Source organism: Acinetobacter sp. UBA3132, from assembly GCF_002364825.1.
Taxonomy (GTDB): domain Bacteria; phylum Pseudomonadota; class Gammaproteobacteria; order Pseudomonadales; family Moraxellaceae; genus Acinetobacter; species Acinetobacter schindleri.
This window is the reverse complement of the sequence record NZ_DEZM01000093.1, coordinates 1-16,077: the sequence shown is the minus strand read 5'-3', so window position 1 is coordinate 16,077 and position 16,077 is coordinate 1. Positions and strand designations below refer to the sequence as shown.

Below are 16,077 nucleotides of genomic sequence, written 5' to 3'. Positions count from 1 at the left end.
ATACATATTTAAAATATGTATTTTTTTATTTTAAAAGTAGTGACTATCTAAATAATCCTCTAATATTCTCATATATTTCTCCTCCTCTTCTTTACTATCAATACTCATAGGCAATAAATCTAACATTGGCATATATTCCTCTAAGTTATTAGCCTGAATATCTTTTTCAAACTGCTCAATAAACTCTTTTAATCTTTCAACTTCCATTACAACACCTCAAATTTCAAAACTTAACTTATGGGTAAAATCTTCTTTTCCAAGTGATTGGATCTTATTTACTTTATCACTTAAGACTACTTCCTTTTCATTGAAGGATTGTTTGTTCTGTTTTAAGGTTATATGCGTTCTGATAACTCTTGAAAGTTTGTTAAGATTTCGCTGTAGATTGCTGAAATTTGCTTTTGATTCAGATATAAATCTTTCTGTGTCTGCTTTAAATCTTTCTGATACTGTTGCAAAATATTCACTTGTTTTTCCAAGGCTAGCTGTTGTTTCCACAAAGCTTCTTGTTGATTTTTCATAGTTTCCTGTTGTTCTTCTATAATTATTAATAATTGTCTCTCTAAATCGGTCATCATTTATATCTCCTTGCACATAACCTGATATCGTTTTATAAATTGACTCTTGTTGAGTTCTAAAGCCTTTCTGATCTCGATTAAATTTTTTTCCTCTTGTTGTACTAACCCTTTCATATTCTGTAATTGAGTCACTTCCATTTTTATTGAAAAATAACCAACTATTATTAGTGTAATAATCATAAAGCTGATGAAACTCACAAAAAGGTAAAACTTCAGCTTCTTTTCCCTTATTTTGATACTGCCCAACCTGTGGTTGACCTCTTCTATTTGTATTAAAAATTTGCCAGTTTCCAACATTTGATTTTTCAAAGTGTTGTCGTAATTCTTGAGTGTCTTTAAACATTTTTCTTGGCTTCTGTTGATAGCGCTCAAGTAGCCATTTTCCTTTTCTTTCAATCTCTCTTCGAAGGCTTTCCCTATCGTTGATATCGAATCGTTGTATTGACTTTCTATTTTCTTCTGTTCGTTTATTAGGCTCAATTTCAAAGAGTCTAGTAGTTTTAAATTCTGATTCATATATCAAGCCTTCTAACCTTATATTTCTTTTAAATTCAGGATGTTTTATAGATATTGATTTATTTACTTGTCGTACCACATTTAAATTATTTTCAGTAAGATAATTTATTAATGATTTTCGATCATATACATTCCCATTTTTAATCCCCAACTCAACCAAACTACCAATAAGCTCTACAACATCCCTAGTCTTTTTAGGAGTATTTTCTCTTATTTTCTTTAATAAAGGTATTGCCAAATCTGGACCATACAAATTGTATTTAAAATTTATAAATTTCTTATATAAATCTATTCGCTTTAAGTCAGTAGGTGCATAAAAAGGATTAAGTCTTTTCCCTGTAGTAATTTCAATATTGGGTATAACAAAATTTAACTCCAAACGATCTTTATCAGTATGCTCTATCCATAAAATATTGTACTGCTCTCTATTTAAGCCTGGAAATAATATTTTTTCAAAATCATCCATAATCTTAAACTTATATTTTTTATCAATATTTTTTTCATAGAATGATAAGCAACCACTAGTATACTTTTTTATATAAGGTGAACTATCTATAATAGAACTTGTTAATGCTACACTTCCCCTCATCACTTGTGCTTTTTCCCTTTCCCTATCCTTACCCAATAAATAATTTATACAACCTTCAGACTTTCCTTTACCATGCCTAAAAAACTTAATAATCATATACTTATACTCCTTATTTGATTATCTATTGAAATTAATAACTGTAATAGCTTCACTTTTTCATAAGTTCCTGTTCCTGCTATCTCTTGATTGACTGCATATGCGATCTGATTAATATTTGTCCCTATTTTTGATAGTTGATATAGTTTTTCTCTTTCTACTTTTAAATAAATTGGATCTTCAATTACTCCTATTTTTTCAAGTGCAGATTCTCTTAAAAACTTTGCTACTGCAATTTTAGATTTTCTTATCTCTGTTAACTCTGATTCAAATAGCCGGACTTTAATTATATGACCACGTTTAAGTCTTCTTGATTTTTGATATTCATTCATAATTATTTATGCCATTTTATTAATTGGTTTTAAAAGGGGTCTTGGGGAATTCCCCAAGCAAGGTTTCATAAAAGCTTCCGAAGGGGGCTTTTGTGTATCCTTGCTTTTTCTTTTCCATTTAATAAAAATATCAAATATTATTATTTTAAAAATAAAAAAATTCAATTTTACTGTTTTTTCACTTATTTATTATTTTAATCATATAAAAAAACTGACATAACTTAGTTATGTCAGTTATGTCAGTTTTTATTCATCTTGATTACTTATTATATATTTCCGGATTAATATAATACTTAATAGTAGGTCTACCACCTTTATCAGTACTAGGTACATTTTCTTTTACTAACCATCTATGCCTAATTAGATATTCTAAAGATGAGACTATAGTCTGATTTTCTTTGAATCCTTTCCATTCTTTTCTTACGATATCCCTTACAGTAAAACCCGATGTTCTCATAGAATCATTCGGCTCTAATATTTTCAATTTACTACCTAGTTCATAAGCTTGATTTCTTGGATTTGATTCTAGTAGCCCATAAACTTTACGTGCATGAGATTCTAAATATACTAGCCATTTCAGCCCTAAATTCAGCTCATCTGATGTAATTGCTTTTGATTTCTTTTCTTTTGTCTCAATTAACCTAACCAAATGAAAAATTAAAACTATCGCTAATAAAAGTTTTTCATACTTACCCAAATGCTCTACTAACAATGAGTTTTGTTCATTAGATTTCTTTTCGCTCATAGCATTAAACCAAGCGATATACTTCTCTTGAGCTTCAATATCAAAACGTAGAATTCCTCTTTTAGTTTCAGGATCTACTTCTGTAGCAATCTCACTTATATCCTCATCTGACAGGAAATAAAGTCTTTCAAATATATTTTTTACCGCATTTCGATTTTCAATATCTGGAGCAATATCCGTAAATTTTCCTATACTAGGTTCTGGATAAACCATCACTTGGAACCTTTGTAAAAATCCATCATTTTTTGATGCTGTAGCTTTCTCTCTCATATACGTATTAAGTTTTTCAGGCTGAATAGCACCTACGACACTGAGACAATGATTTTTAATGTAGCCATCCCCTCTTCCAATTCTACTGAAAGTGTATGAACTGTTCCCATTCCATCCTTCTAAAAAGTACGCTCTTCCTTCCCCATCATTCTTTTCCAAACTCACAAGAAGCCCCATCAATTCATCTCTTACAATGGCTAAACCATATGGGTTATTTTTTTGCTTTTCAGCCAAAGCTTCAGGAGTACTATCATTTAAATATAAATACCTTGGTGGCGTTACTTCTTCCTTATCCCCATCCTTTAACTCCTTTTTATGCCTTTCAAACTCTTGTTCCTGGATTTGCTTTAAAAAATACATACCCGCATTGATTGCAAAAGATTTCTTTTGGGATGGTTCAGCGATAATTACTCCCCAAATATTTGGAATTACACCAAAAGTTGCATTTTGTTTAGGGCGCATCTCTAGCTTTGCACCAATTACTGTACCTAATGCAACAAGCAAGCTTGTTGCAATAAAGTCAGGAGGCATACAATCTGCACCATATGCAGTATCAAATACATATTTGGATAATGTTGCAGGCATCATCTCTTTTTGTAACACATTAACTTTTACTTCTTTTTCCTCAAAAGGAATCACTGATTCAAATTGAATAAGCTTAGTCTCCTGAGGCTTATTAGCTTTTAACTTTTTTTCAGCGTTAGAATTCAAAGATTTTTTAACGTCGTTAGAAATCTTAGATTTCTTTTTTTTGGGCATTTTTCACTCCAGATTTATATGCAAGACACTAAAAGGTCCCTCCTGATTTGAAGCCTATAATTTTTTAATTTTTGAAGATTGATTTTGTGTTGAAATTGGAAAAAATCGCTAAATTTAATTTTTTTGAACAATTTTTTTTAGATTTCTATCAAATTCATTTTGATTTTTATCTTTTTGGTAATGTGCCATCAAGTTATTGAAATGGTGCTATGTCACGTTTTATGAGAAATACCTCTGATATACAGCTTATGCTTCTTGAAAAGTACAAACATTCGCCAGTAATTTTATTGGAGACAGTATTAAAAGACTTTTTCCCCCATTTAAACTTAAGCTCTGCCAAGAAGAAGGCTGCCTGTCAAATGTTGCCATTTCCTGTTTTTAAAGCAGAAAAGTCTCAAAAATCCCCTTATTTAGTGAATATTTTTGACTTAGCTAAATATCTAGCAAAACAAAGTAATTTAGGTACCAAAGATTGGGAGAATATGAACCGCTAGATAGCGGTTCTTATTTTTTTAGATTTAACTATGTCGATTACTTCATCAAATTCAATTCGATCATGTCTACGACGCTTAATGTTTATATATCGCTCTAGGCTAGAAAGTGATTCATGCAATGAGTAACACTTTATCTCATGGATACTTTTACCATCTTCTGCCAAACGTGTTAATGCTTCATGTCTCAAATCATGAAACCGAAGATCCTTTATGCCACACATTTTCACACCATCTCGCCAATCTTTTGCAAAAGACCTAGCATTGAGAGGTACCAATAAATTTGGTTCACCACCTAACCTTAACATCCTCTGACGTACTTTTTCATCTAATAATTGCTCAATAACACCTTTAGCCAATTGATCAATTCGAAAATACTTATCATTGCCTTCTTTATCCGTAGGATGTTTGACATCTTCCAGTAGCCATTCCTGATGGACCTGATCAAAATTTTCCAATTTTAATCGTGTAATTTCATCCTCTCGTCTACAAGTATAAATAGATAACCACATGATTAAATGTAGTGGCATAGATATATTGCGCGAATGCCAACGATTATAGAAATGCTCAGTTAAATTAATAAGCTCTTCTCTTGTTAACAATCTAGTTCTTTTCTTTGACTTCGTAATAATCTTAGAGCCTCTAAGCCCTATCATTGCTAGCTCTAACTCCCCCAAATCAACTTCTTCATGCCAAACTAAATGGGCGTATAAGAGTACTGTTTTCATATATTGCAAATCTTGGAGTGCAGTACTGCTTGCAATAGCTTTGGCTCCTATTTCAGGATAACCTTTACGGCGTAAGAAAGTATGTTCTGTAAAATGCTCCCGTTTAAGATTCTTCAATTTCACCTGACCAATAGGCCAGTTTGCTAGGAAACGTATTCCCATCCTTTTAGAACGACCAAAGCCCTCGACTTCTGCTAAATATTTTTCAAATGCCTGACTCAGAGTCAGATCACTAATTTTTTTAGGATTAAATATCGCATCAGGATTAATCTCAATTTCATCTTCAAGATTTCTGATCCATTGCTTTGCTAAAACCCGTGTACTAAAAGATCTAGACTCGCTAAAATGCGTGCCATCTTTACGCTTGACCCTAACTTGTGCACGAAAACTCGTACCCTTTTTACCTTTACGCTCAGTTATCGTTCCCAATTAAATTGCACCATTTTCTGTATTTAAATTTTTGGTGCAGTTTTTGGTGCACCAATTCACTAAAATCTTCCCAAATATCCCGAAATATGAGAGAAAATGCAACATGCAAATTGTATCTAATAAATTGAAAACAAAAGAAAACAACGGTGCATCAATAAATCCTCGTATTTCGGTCGCCCCGATGATGGATTGGACCACCAAAGATTATCGTTTCTTTGCACGTCTGTTTAATCCCAATATTATTCTCTATACCGAGATGGTAACGACAGGTGCCATCATTCATGGTGATGCCAAACGTCATCTGGACTTTAATCAGCAAGAACAGCCAGTTGTGTTACAGCTTGGTGGCTCTAATCCCAAAGACCTGGCCACCTGTAGCAAAATGGCACAGGATTGGGGGTATAACGAAGTCAACCTGAATGTCGGCTGCCCAAGTGACCGGGTACAGAACAATAAAATTGGTGCCTGCCTGATGGCGGAGCCTGATCTAGTCGCAGAATGTATTGGTGAGATGCGCAATGCCGTGGATATTCCGGTGACGGTGAAACATCGTATCGGGATTGATGATATGCAGTCTTATGAAGAGATGCTGCATTTTGTCGATACCGTAGCGAAGACGGGTTGTAATAATTTTATCGTGCATGCCCGAATTGCCCTGTTACAAGGCCTATCTCCGAAAGAAAATCGTGAAGTTCCCCCATTACGTTATGAAGATGTTTACCGTTTAAAACAGGAACGTCCTGAGCTGCTGATTGAAATCAATGGCGGGATCAAAACCTATGCGGAAACGGTTGAACACTTAAAACATGTGGATGGCATAATGATTGGTCGCGAAGCCTATCACAATCCGTATTTACTGGCCGAGTTAGGCCAACTTTGGAATCTTGAAGCTCCTGATCGTTTTGAGATCATGCAACAAATGATGCCGTATATTGCCCAGCGTATGGCAGAAGGTGCACCACTCTCGATTATTAGCCGTCATATTCTGGGCTTGTTCCAGAACTTGCCAGGTGCGCGTAAATGGCGTCAGGCATTAAGCGGTGGTAATGCCAAAACCTTAAAAGATGTAGAAAATGCCTTGTTCAATATTCAGGAGGCGATCAAACGCACTGAAGACTACCTGCTCGAACAGCAAACCCAGAATCTTTAATTTAAAAAGCACTGTTTCCCCGGTGCTTTTTTATTAAGGTTTTTTGACTAGAGAATTTATTGGGTATAAGCGGTAATATTTCCCACAGGAATGGGTTCTTCAACCCGCTGTGATGTCGTCCTGGATTCCCGCGTTGCAGCCTCAGTGATCTCATTGACCTTCTCGTCCCCAAAACCTTCATCTTGTTCGAATTCTGCAGAAATCATAGCCAGTTCCTGCTGTAACTGCTGTTCATAACGCTGAATTTCAACTTCATCAATAAAGGCAAAAGCATCATCTTCCAGCTGCCAGCTATAACCCTGCTCCACCTTCTGGATAGAGACCTTAACTGGAAAAGATTGGCCCTGATACTGTATCTGGGAAATGGCCTGAAAATGATCACCAGAACGTTCCATGATTTTTACATCCATGACTTTTAACCGGTAATGGCGATAATCCAAACTGGAATTAAATTCACGTTGCATCTGAGACTGAATATTGCTCGACAGTTCATCAATAGAGACAAAGTAACTGCAGGCAAACAATAGCAAGGTCAGAAACAATAGACTTATTCTTTTCATACCACCCCCAGTGCTCAAATTAGTGAGGCTGGAAAATAAAAAAATTCTGATTCTTATAGGGTGATTTTATCTTTTTCAAACTGGGCACGAAATAGCCAAAAGTGTCTTTCAAGGTCAAAATACTTGGTTTTCTTTTGAACATTCAGTCAATTCTGCAGAAATAAAAAAGCCCTGACTATGCAGGACTTTTTTATACAATAACTTAGAAATCATCATCCTTAGAAGGATCATGATGTAGGGCATCATGAATGGCTTCAACCAGTTGCTGGGCAATTTCCTGTTTGGAAGCCTTTTCCAGATCACGTTTTTCCATATGATAAGATTCTGCAAAGAATACCGTCATGGCATTTTCATCTGAGGCAAAGCCAATATCTGCACGGGAAACGTCATTGCAGGCAATCATATCCAGTTTTTTAGCGACCAGTTTGCCAGCTGCATATTCTTCAATATTTCGTGTTTCTGCGGCAAAGCCAACCATAAATGGACGTTTTTCCTGTTGGGCAATGGTTGCAACGATATCCGGATTTTTGATCAGTGCGACATTCAGCTCATCACCGGCTTTTTTAATCTTGTGTTCTGCCACTTGTGCTACGCGATAATCCGCAACCGCAGCGGTAGCAATGAAAATATCACAGCCCTGTTCTAGCATATGCAGACTTTCATCCAGCATTTCCACGGCTGAGCTGACGTTTTTACGTTTGACGCCATTTGGCGTATCCAGCGTCACTGGTCCTGCAATCAGCGTTACATCCGCACCGGCAGCATAACAGGCTGCCGCCAAGGCAAAACCCATTTTCCCGGTACTGTGATTGGAAATATAACGAACCGGGTCAATCGCTTCACGCGTTGGACCTGCTGTAATCGTAATCCGCTTTCCCGCAAGCTGACCAAATTGTTCTGCAATCGCTCGTTGTGCCTTATGGAAATACTCGGTTACCTGACGTGCCAGATCTTCCGGTTCTGGCATACGGCCCAAACCTACATCACCACAGGCCTGTGAACCTGCATCCGGCATAATCACATGCACGCCATCTTCAATCAAAGTGGCCAAGTTACGTTGCGTCGGCTTGGCTGCCCACATCTGCTGATTCATGGCTGGCGCTACCCAGACCGGTGCGTTGGTCGCCAGATAAAGTGTACTGAGCAAATCATCGGCCAGACCGGCAGCGAATTTGGCCAAAGTATCGCAGCTTGCTGGGGCGACCAGTAACAGGTCCGCCCAGCGTGCCAGTTCAATATGCCCCATGCCTGCTTCAGCTTCTGGATCCAGTAATTCAGTATGGACAGGATTACCCGACAGTGCCTGGAACGTCAGCGGCGTGATAAAGGCCTGTGCGCCTTGAGTCATGACCACACGAACATTAAAACCGGCATCTTTCAGACGACGGACCAGAATTGCACTTTTATAGGCAGCAATACCGCCTGTCACAGCTAAAATAATATTTTTATGAGGAATTACACTTACGTCGAAGCTCACAAACAGGCTACCTTTCTGTTGCAGTGGCGCTCACAATAGCATTAAATAGAATCATGCCCAAGAGACCTTCTTGTGTGAAAAACAATAATTAATAATAAATAAGTCTAATAAACATGCAATTTTCGATTAAACACTGGCCTGAACAGGAACGTCCACGCGAACGCCTGTTACAGTCAGGCCCACAAAGCCTCTCCGATGCCGAATTGCTGGCAATTTTCCTGCGCTCAGGCTCCCAGCGGCATTCCGCAGTGGAACTAGCTCGACTTCTGATTCAACATTTTGGTCATTTAAGTACTCTTTTGGATGCCCCACTGCAAGAGATCAGCCAGTTTCACGGGATGGGTGTCAGTAAATTTACCCAGCTGATGGCTGTTAAGGAACTGGGACGGCGCTATATTGCCGAGCACCTTCGCCAAGATGCATTGGAACTGAATCATTCCCGCAAAATTATGGACTATCTGCGCTTTGAACTGCTGGGAGAAACTCAGGAAGTGTTTGCTGTACTGTGTCTGGATGCCGGGTTAAGAAAAATCAGCTTTAAGAAAATGTTTTATGGCTCGATTAATTCATGTAAGATTTCGATTAATCAGTTACTACGCCATGCCATTCAGCAGCAGGCAACATCGATTGTGATTGCCCATAATCACCCACTCGGTCAGCCTCGACCTTCCGCAGCAGATCTTGAACTCACCCAGCAGATTGCAAAGGCCTGTCACCTGGTCGAAATCCGCCTGATTGATCACTGTATCATTGCCCGGGAAGGCAGTTTTTCCTTTGCAGAACAGCAACTCATCAATACGGTAAAACCCTGAACGATAGCACTTGACAAAGCAGGCACAACTCAACAAGATCATGAAAAAAATTGTGATGATTCCAATAAATGATCGTACGTGACCAACCCAGTATCTTTAAAGTATTATTTTCATGGCGGGGAACGATTTTACCTAAGGTGCTACCACCTCTAGGCGTGGTCATGCTTATTTCTGCCATTATTGGCGGGCTATCCTATACCAATTATTTACATTTACCGGAATTACCCTTGGTCGGTTTTACCCTGATCGGAGTAGTACTGTCGATTTTCCTTGGTTTCAAGAACTCTGCCGCCTATGAACGCTGGTGGGAAGCGCGCAAACTCTGGGGGATCCTAATTGCCAATGCACGTCATTTTGACCGAGACTGCCGTATGTTGACGCAGGCACGCCGTGAGCGGGTCATCCAGCATGTAATTGTCTTTGCCAATGTACTGCGCGATCGTTTGCGCCATCAGACTGCCAATCCAACCGAACTGGTACAGACCAGTGGTATGAGTCCTCAAGCCCTGCAACAGCTCTATCAACAGGCCAATGCCCCACAGTACACCCTCAGTCTGATTCAATGGGAATTTATGCAGGCCCTGAAAGAAGGCGAAATTTCAGACATCATTTATGCGCAGATGAACCAGCATGTAGCTGAGTTGAGTATTGTACAGACAGGTTGTGATCGGATTGCCACCACACCACTACCTTTCGCCTATTCAGTCTTGCTGAATCGTACCGTATATTTTTTCTGCTTTATGCTGCCATTTAGTCTGGGTTCGACCCTTGGAATGGTGACACCGCTGCTGGTCGGAATTTTGGCTTATACTTTCTTGGGACTGGATGCGCTCAGTTCAGAAATTGAAGAACCTTTTGGTACGCAAAGCAATGACTTACCCCTTGATTCAATGGTACGTACCATTGAAATTGAACTATTGGGTACTTTAGGCAAACCCACCCCCCCACCTATTCAAGCCCAAGATCATAATCTATTATAATAAGTACGATTACAGCTGAACGCAGCTCATATATTCAATTCAAAATTAAAATAATGAAAACAATAAAAATAAGATCTCATGACTATCAAGCAACGGATTCATCGTTATACAACGCAACCGGTGACGCGTCTGGGTGCAACTTTAGCGGCTTTACTGCTTTGTAGCAGAGCCGTGTTCGCATTTGGCTGTGTATTGGCCTGGCAAGATATTTTATTCACTGGATTAGAACAATACTGGATTTTACTGCTTCTCATCAGTTTCATACTGGTATTCGGTCTAAGCTATGACCGGAAACAATATTTCAAATTTCCTTTTCTGATTCAGCAACACCTGATTGATTCGAAACTGGCTCGGGATATCCGTGAAAGAGCCTTACGCAGCTCAGATGCTACAATTATGGGCCAACGTCAGACTCACACGACCCCGCTACGCAAACAGCAGCAACTCCTATTAAAGATCAATGATCATGAAGCCCCATAATGGTTTAATGTCGATCTGAATCAGCTGTTTAACACAGAGTCGTATCTGGATATCCATGTTCAACCAAGTGATGCGCTCATCGGCCAGCAGGTTCTGGTCTATTACCTGAGGCGTACACGCTGGATTGTTCAACTGTATGCACATGATGGAGACCAGAATTTTCAGCATTTGCAGTACTATATCGCGACACCGCTCCGCGGACGGATTTACTTCGACCATATTCCCAGTCGACTCATGCTGGACTTACCAAGAATTGTACATATTCAGGCGAGTCGTGAAGATGACTCTCCAACTTATACGCTTAAGCTGAGTACCAATTATGGTAAGTACTATCGGATGTCCTGCAAGGCAGTACATTTTGACAAGCTGGAACTGGCGCTCGCGAATTTGATCGATTTTCTACGCTATCGAGAATTCAAACATCATCCAGACATCCAGCAGGCGGTAATTTCCCGGAACCATCCTTTTCTTTATCGCAATTTACTGAACTATACGCTTATTGCAGCATTATTACTGATGGCAGCGATTACAACAACTTGGCAACTGGCATTACAGTTTAGCTTTGGCCTGCCTTCTAGGCATAAAAATCCAGCAGCAAAAGCAGTCTCCATTTATTGAAGCCTGACGCCTGTTACCGAAAACTTTCCCAGATGCCCACTTGCCCGTCTTTAACTGTTGGAATATGGCCGAGCTTAATCCAGGGCATATTGTCCCCATGATAATCACTGCCTACAGATACTTTTAGCCCATGTTCAGCAATCATCCGATCTACCATCTGCCGGGTAGAAGCCGGATCAACTGCTGGTGGCAGCTCAACGGCGTCCCCACCGAACCTGGCAAAAATTTCTATCAGGTAACGGATGTTGGTTGCAGACAGATCATAACGGGTGGGGTGCGCTAGCACTGCAAAACCACCACTGGCATGAATCACCTGAATGGTTTCTTCCAGTCCCAGTCCATCAAACTTCACATAAGCTTTCTTACCTTCCTTGATATATTTATCAAAAGCCTGTTGTGGACGGGTGACTATCCCCTTTTCAACCAGTGTTTTGGCAATATGGGTTCGCGTGACACGGTCTGGAATATTATCAACCTTAGCGACTACATCTGGATAAATATCTTGTCCAATCAATGGTATCAGTAGATCACAAATCTTTTTTGAGCGTTCAGCGCGAATCTGTTTTTGCTGTTCTAAAGCCTGTTGCAATGGCTCAGGATTTTGAACATCTAACGCCACAATATGCACGCCATAATTCTTCTTGGTGGCCGGACGTGACCATTGACTGGAGATTTCTACCCCAGAAATGATCTTAATTTCGTGATCTTTCGCGGCTTCACGCGCCAGCTCTAAACCGTCCATGGTGTCATGATCAGTCAAGGCCAGCGTATGGATAAAGCTCGCTGCCGCGGCCTCAACCAGCTGCTGTGGACTTAAGGTTCCATCAGAAATATTGCTGTGTGTATGTAAATCTACGCCGTGCATCTCTATACTATGACATTTATTTGATCAGATTTAGATACTCTAACATGAAAGCACTTTTAGACTTTGTGCCACTCATTATTTTCTTTTATTTATATAAGACAGTAGATCCTAAAGACACCAACCATCCATTACTCCAGCTGATTGGCTCCGCAGGCGGTGTCGACAATAACAATATTCTTGTGGCAACCACAGGTCTGATCATTTCCATGTTAGTGGTCTATGGCGCGTTATTTGTTTCACAGAAATTCCGTCTGGACAAACAGCAATGGATCGTATTGTTTATGACAGTAATCTTCGGTGGAATCACTTTAATACTCAGTGATGATTTCTATATCCGCTTAAAAGCTGTCTTGCTAAATCTGGTTTTTGCTGGCGTATTCCTGCTTTCACCATGGTTCAGTAAAGATAAAAAACCATTAATCCAACGTCTGTTTGGACCAGTTTTTAATTTAACTGAAAAAGGCTGGTTTAAGCTCAACTATGCTTGGGCAGCAATGTTTGCGGTGATGTCTTTCTTGCATTGCTTCTTTGCCTATATCTTTATGGATGGAAAATATTGGGGAGAATTTACCGCATTTGGTGACATGATCGTGATGTTTTCCTTTATCATTATTCAGTTCATTGTATTGCGCAAATACTTTAAAACTGCTGAATAAAAGTTAGACTAAGTCATCGAGAACTGCCATGCCATTATTTGTTGTCAGCTGTACCGATCAGGAAGGTACTGTCGAAAAACGCCTTGCGATTCGTCCTCAACATCTTGCACGTCTGCAAAAATTAAATGATGAAGGTCGTTTAATCGTTGCCGGCGCGATGCCAAAAGAACCAGGTAATCCTCAAGCAGGTTTTTATGGCAGCACCATCATTGTGGACTTTGACAGCCGTGAAGCATTGGATGAATGGTTACAGGAAGAACCATTCTTAAAAGAAGGCGTCTATGCGCATATTGACGTTAAACCATTCAATAAAGCATTCCCACAAGGATAAGGTTCATGCACGCTGTAATTGCCAGTTTAATCGGTTTATCTTTTGCCTGTACAACTGCCTGGGCAGTTGAAGTAACACCGGCAGCGGAATCTGCTGCCCCAGCGCAAAATACACCAGCAACTGTGCAACCCGCGGTAGCCAATACGCCACCGCAAACACTGTCTGCCAATAAACCTGGCATCATGCCAGTGGCTGCTTCGAATAATCCTCTTGTTCAAAATCCTGCTGCCAAGCCATTGACTGCAGAAGATATTGCACAGAACAAAGCTCAGCAAGATGCCAAAGTGAAGGCTTTGGTCAAAGATCAGGCGACACGTCTGCAACAACTGGAAAAAGCCAATCTTGAAGCATTGACCCAGAATCAGGAACTACAGCTGAAAAACGATAATCTCGGCGTTCAGGTGCAGGTGCTACAAAGTGAACGTAGTGCACAAATGTTTCTTTACGGTGCTGCGACATTGGCAGTTGGGGTACTACTTGGCTTCCTGATCGCGAGTTATGTTTATACCAAACGCCGTCGTCAGTGGTAAGCTATTCCCTCTCCTGACGTATTCAAGGTTGTATCCGTTTTGTCTCATGCAATTCAAACTGCCGATCTCGATTGGCAGTTGGTAGATGGCATTGACGTGCCAGTTTCCAAACAGTTCGGTGATGTTTATTTTTCCAAGGACAATGGTCTGCTTGAAACACGCCATGTGTTTTTAAATGGTAATGATCTCGGTACCCGGCTCACGGATCTCAAACCTTTTGAATATTTTTGCATAGGGGAAACGGGCTTTGGTACAGGACTCAATATTCTGGCCTTATGGCAACTGTGGCAACAGGTTCGTCCAGATAACCAGAGCCATCTGCATGCCATTTCAGTGGAAAAATTTCCTCTATCAAAAGATGATCTGATTCGTGCTTTAAATGCCTGGCCGGAACTAAAACCCCTTGCAGATCAGCTGATTTTCCAATATCCACTCCCAATTGCTGGCTGTCATCGCCTCAGTTTTCCTGAAGAACGTTTTTCTCTGGATTTATGGCTAGGTGATGCACAAGATGTCTTTCCAGTCATTGAAAAAACTGTGTCAGTACATGCCTGGTTCCTGGACGGTTTTGCGCCTTCCTGCAATCCGGATATGTGGGAAGAGAATGTCCTGAACAATATTATTCGACTCTCGGATTATGGCACTACCTTTGCCTCTTTTAGTGTCGCGGGGGTACTGAAACGCGGTCTTAGAAATCATGGTATTTCGATTTCACGTCCACGTGGCTTTGGTCATAAACGTGAAATGCTGAAAGCCATCTGGAATCTGCCTGAATTTGCACAGCCAGTAACAGCAATTCCTGAACATCATACTCAAAAAAAAACTTTGCTCCATAAAGAGTTGAAATGTCAGGCACGTCAGATCGCTGTCATTGGTGCTGGTATTGCCGGTTTAAATATAGCCTGGGCTTTTGCTCTACGTGGTCATCAAGTCAGCCTATTCGATCAAACAGCACCACTTTCCGGTGGTTCTGGTAATCCATTAGCGCTACTCAATCCGAAACTGTCACCGATTGCACAAAGCGCTGAACATTTAATGACCCAGGCTTGGCAACACGCCCTAAATCATTATGCACAGTTTAAAGCCTTTCGCGCGATTCAGGTTCAGCAGCTGGCATTGAAAAATCCAGAAAACCTGTTGGCTCTGGCTGATGAGTATCCTGATGGTATTCTAGAAGTTCCAGATCAAAATCAGCAGTCTTTAACAGCGAAATATCCAGCATTGTCGTTGTTACAGGCGGGAGCTGTATCGCCTCATCAGTTGCGTGATGAAATCCTGCAACATAGCAATATTCGCTATATCCAGGCCCAAATTAGCCGAATTGAACCACACTCATGTCCAGAATTATTTGATGGTGATAGCTCACTCGGACAGTTTGATCATATCATCGTCTGTACCGCATTAAATACGCCACAGCTGCTTGAAGAGCATCCTGAACTTAAACCCATTCGTGGACAGGTCAGTTGGCTCAAAAATAGCGATCAACCACTCAATCCGAATATTGCCTATAGCTACGGCGGATACTGCATCCAGTTTGATGAACAGCATTTGCTGCTCGGTGCTTCATTCTGCCTGAATCGTGATGATACAGAGGTACTGGAAGAAGACCATATCCATAACCTTGAACTGATCCATTCAGTATTTCCAGAGTATGCACAGAGTTTGGCTGATGTCAGTGAATGGCAAGGTCGTGCTTCGGTTCGTGCCCAGAGTAAAGATTATTTCCCCTTGCTTGGAAAACTTAAATCAGATCAGGAAATCTATAGTCTGGCTGGCTTAGGTTCCAAAGGCTTTCTATTTGCTCCATTGTGCAGTGAAATTTTGGCTGCACAGATTCTAGGAGAGGCTTGTCCTGCATCCACAAATCTAGTGAAGAAACTGGATGTCAAACGCTTTGAAAATAAAATCAAAACCAAGAAGCCTTATTTTAAACCTTAGTGTTAAAGCCCTTCCCTTTATTAAAGGGTGAGGAACACTGTTCCGCAAGGGAAGGATTTATAGGACGAATTTACCCGCTCTTGCGCCATATATGGCTTACCTTTTTCAAAGGGGGACCATTGAAGAAATTTAGCTAAGAAAAAAGCG

General features: G+C 40.1%; 19 protein-coding genes. 10 read left to right on the top strand and 9 right to left on the bottom strand.

The window, feature by feature from the left end; translation table 11 throughout:
- Positions 1-30: 30 nt before the first annotated feature.
- The 4 genes from B4033_RS04540 to B4033_RS04525 all read right to left on the bottom strand — a co-directional run bounded on the left by B4033_RS04540 (position 31) and on the right by B4033_RS04525 (position 3,885).
- A complete protein-coding gene (locus tag B4033_RS04540) occupies positions 31-207 on the bottom strand; it encodes a hypothetical protein (protein ID WP_286832422.1) in 177 nt (58 codons plus the stop codon).
- 9 nt (positions 208-216) lie between these two features.
- On the bottom strand, positions 217-1,779 hold the full coding sequence (locus B4033_RS04535; protein WP_286832421.1) for a relaxase/mobilization nuclease domain-containing protein: 1,563 nt from the start codon (positions 1,777-1,779) through the stop codon (positions 217-219).
- Positions 1,776-2,111 (bottom strand): plasmid mobilization relaxosome protein MobC, encoded by a 336-nt coding sequence (gene mobC, locus B4033_RS04530; RefSeq protein ID WP_286832420.1) that lies wholly within the window; start codon positions 2,109-2,111, stop codon positions 1,776-1,778. The genes B4033_RS04535 and mobC overlap by 4 nt, the downstream gene beginning before the upstream one ends.
- Before the next feature lie 259 nt (positions 2,112-2,370).
- Positions 2,371-3,885: a DUF3987 domain-containing protein gene (locus B4033_RS04525; RefSeq protein ID WP_286832419.1), complete on the bottom strand. Its 1,515-nt coding sequence runs from the start codon at positions 3,883-3,885 to the stop codon at positions 2,371-2,373.
- 209 nt (positions 3,886-4,094) lie between these two features.
- Here B4033_RS04525 and B4033_RS04520 point away from each other — a divergent pair, with 209 nt between their 5' ends.
- On the top strand, positions 4,095-4,379 hold the full coding sequence (locus B4033_RS04520; RefSeq protein ID WP_017400767.1) for a pyocin activator PrtN family protein: 285 nt from the start codon (positions 4,095-4,097) through the stop codon (positions 4,377-4,379).
- Here the strand turns inward: B4033_RS04520 and B4033_RS04515 are convergent.
- Positions 4,376-5,533, bottom strand: a complete 1,158-nt coding sequence (locus B4033_RS04515; RefSeq protein WP_017400766.1) for a tyrosine-type recombinase/integrase — start codon at positions 5,531-5,533, stop codon at positions 4,376-4,378. The genes B4033_RS04520 and B4033_RS04515 overlap by 4 nt on opposite strands.
- Before the next feature lie 103 nt (positions 5,534-5,636).
- Here B4033_RS04515 and dusA point away from each other — a divergent pair, with 103 nt between their 5' ends.
- Positions 5,637-6,683, top strand: a complete 1,047-nt coding sequence (dusA, locus tag B4033_RS04510; RefSeq protein WP_286832416.1) for a tRNA dihydrouridine(20/20a) synthase DusA — start codon at positions 5,637-5,639, stop codon at positions 6,681-6,683.
- A 56-nt stretch (positions 6,684-6,739) separates the two neighbouring features.
- On the opposite strand, the gene B4033_RS04505 is transcribed toward dusA, so the two are convergent.
- The gene (locus tag B4033_RS04505; protein WP_286832415.1) at positions 6,740-7,243 is read right to left on the bottom strand and encodes a hypothetical protein; all 504 of its coding nucleotides are present in this window, start codon (positions 7,241-7,243) and stop codon (positions 6,740-6,742) included.
- A gap of 202 nt (positions 7,244-7,445) precedes the next feature.
- Positions 7,446-8,720, bottom strand: a complete 1,275-nt coding sequence (gene coaBC / locus B4033_RS04500) for a bifunctional phosphopantothenoylcysteine decarboxylase/phosphopantothenate--cysteine ligase CoaBC (RefSeq protein ID WP_286832414.1) — start codon at positions 8,718-8,720, stop codon at positions 7,446-7,448.
- Between the two features lie 113 nt (positions 8,721-8,833).
- On the opposite strand from coaBC, the gene radC reads away from it, so the two are divergent.
- From radC to B4033_RS04485, 3 genes are all read left to right on the top strand, one after another.
- Complete coding sequence (gene radC / locus B4033_RS04495; RefSeq protein WP_286832413.1) at positions 8,834-9,532, top strand: RadC family protein; 699 nt, start codon at positions 8,834-8,836, stop codon at positions 9,530-9,532.
- A 68-nt stretch (positions 9,533-9,600) separates the two neighbouring features.
- The gene (locus tag B4033_RS04490; protein WP_004816019.1) at positions 9,601-10,512 is read left to right on the top strand and encodes a bestrophin family protein; all 912 of its coding nucleotides are present in this window, start codon (positions 9,601-9,603) and stop codon (positions 10,510-10,512) included.
- 78 nt (positions 10,513-10,590) lie between these two features.
- Positions 10,591-10,992: a hypothetical protein gene (locus B4033_RS04485; RefSeq protein ID WP_004891357.1), complete on the top strand. Its 402-nt coding sequence runs from the start codon at positions 10,591-10,593 to the stop codon at positions 10,990-10,992.
- Here B4033_RS04485 and B4033_RS04480 read toward each other — a convergent pair.
- Positions 10,963-11,136: a hypothetical protein gene (locus B4033_RS04480; RefSeq protein ID WP_212749518.1), complete on the bottom strand. Its 174-nt coding sequence runs from the start codon at positions 11,134-11,136 to the stop codon at positions 10,963-10,965. The genes B4033_RS04485 and B4033_RS04480 overlap by 30 nt on opposite strands.
- Before the next feature lie 24 nt (positions 11,137-11,160).
- Between B4033_RS04480 and B4033_RS04475 the strand changes: the two genes are divergently transcribed.
- Positions 11,161-11,610, top strand: a complete 450-nt coding sequence (locus B4033_RS04475) for a hypothetical protein (RefSeq protein WP_228127673.1) — start codon at positions 11,161-11,163, stop codon at positions 11,608-11,610.
- 13 nt (positions 11,611-11,623) lie between these two features.
- Here B4033_RS04475 and B4033_RS04470 read toward each other — a convergent pair whose 3' ends face one another.
- Entirely contained in the window at positions 11,624-12,475 is an 852-nt protein-coding gene (locus tag B4033_RS04470; RefSeq protein WP_008304917.1) for a PHP domain-containing protein, read from the bottom strand.
- A 44-nt stretch (positions 12,476-12,519) separates the two neighbouring features.
- Here B4033_RS04470 and B4033_RS04465 point away from each other — a divergent pair, with 44 nt between their 5' ends.
- The 4 genes from B4033_RS04465 to mnmC are packed head-to-tail and all read left to right on the top strand — an operon-like array spanning position 12,520 to position 15,930.
- Positions 12,520-13,131, top strand: coding sequence for a septation protein IspZ (locus B4033_RS04465; RefSeq protein ID WP_004816013.1), 612 nt, complete (start codon positions 12,520-12,522; stop codon positions 13,129-13,131).
- A gap of 28 nt (positions 13,132-13,159) precedes the next feature.
- On the top strand, positions 13,160-13,462 hold the full coding sequence (locus B4033_RS04460; RefSeq protein WP_286832408.1) for a YciI family protein: 303 nt from the start codon (positions 13,160-13,162) through the stop codon (positions 13,460-13,462).
- A gap of 5 nt (positions 13,463-13,467) precedes the next feature.
- Positions 13,468-13,992 (top strand): hypothetical protein, encoded by a 525-nt coding sequence (locus B4033_RS04455; protein WP_004816010.1) that lies wholly within the window; start codon positions 13,468-13,470, stop codon positions 13,990-13,992.
- 39 nt (positions 13,993-14,031) lie between these two features.
- Entirely contained in the window at positions 14,032-15,930 is a 1,899-nt protein-coding gene (gene mnmC / locus B4033_RS04450) for an FAD-dependent 5-carboxymethylaminomethyl-2-thiouridine(34) oxidoreductase MnmC (RefSeq protein ID WP_286832405.1), read from the top strand.
- Positions 15,931-16,077 lie beyond the last annotated feature (147 nt).